The 878-nt window shown below is 53.1% G+C and carries 1 protein-coding gene and 1 tRNA gene; both read right to left on the reverse strand.

Translation table 11 applies throughout. The features are described 5' to 3' along the window. Window positions 1-309 precede the first annotated feature (309 nt). Window positions 310-385 (reverse strand) — tRNA-Arg (locus tag NW838_RS05395). 271 nt (window positions 386-656) lie between these two features. Continuing rightward, on the reverse strand, window positions 657-878 hold a 222-nt coding region (locus NW838_RS05400), incomplete at its 5' end, for a hypothetical protein (RefSeq protein WP_414427650.1).

Raw genomic sequence — 878 nt, forward strand, 5'->3', positions numbered from 1 at the left:
CTATACGATCTATGGAGATCGTTCGTTACGACATCCAACGTTGCAAGGAATAACGCTACGCGAGTTGTTGGCAGTGCTTGCCAATGGTGCTGTTGTTGCCTGGGAATGAGGTAGGAAGTGGGGATTATCGTTTCGAGAGTGTTTGAACGTACTCTGCTCGATATTGAGGGAGAGACGCAAGATTGAGCGCAAGCGGATGCGCATATCTTCATTCCGCGCACGCTGCGGTTATACGAACAGCCTGCCTCAACCTCTGACACTAAGCCAGCTAGGTTCTGTTAGCTGCACGAGCGAACATACTGGTTAAAGTGGCGGGGCTGGCGCGACTCGAACGCGCAACCATCGACTTAGAAGGTCGGTGCTCTATCCATTGAGCTACAGCCCCGCACGCCCATACTATACTGCAAAATCATCGATTCTGGCAAGAGATCTCTGGTAGAGACTGTCTCCTCTGCTCCCACCGAGGGCAAGGAAAGGAGAGGCATGCCCTCCTCACCTTCCCCCAGTCTCCTCCCGAAGCAGGGGAGGATGGTGACCTACGGGTACGGACAGGTATGTTCGGTAACGACGCGGCATGGGGCGGTTGGGAATCGCGCCACTTCTCACACCTCGCACCACCTCTATCGGCTATTGAAAAGCTCTGTGCATCCGAAGACTCAGTTCGCCGCAATCTGCTCGAAGCTAAGCTGGTAATTACGGCTCGTTACATCACCTAAACGTGCTGGCCAACGTCCGGTAATAGCCTGCGTAATTTTGCCAGCGTGTTCGTGACAGTTCTCGATAAAGAGGGTATAACGTTGCTGAATACCGGCAGCAACCGTACCAGCTAGATATAAGCCAGGAACATTGGTTTCCATCGTTGCCGGATTATAAACCGG

Origin of the sequence: Synechococcus sp. R55.2 (assembly GCF_047462075.1) — a bacterium.
In the GTDB taxonomy this organism is placed as follows: domain Bacteria; phylum Cyanobacteriota; class Cyanobacteriia; order Thermostichales; family Thermostichaceae; genus Thermostichus.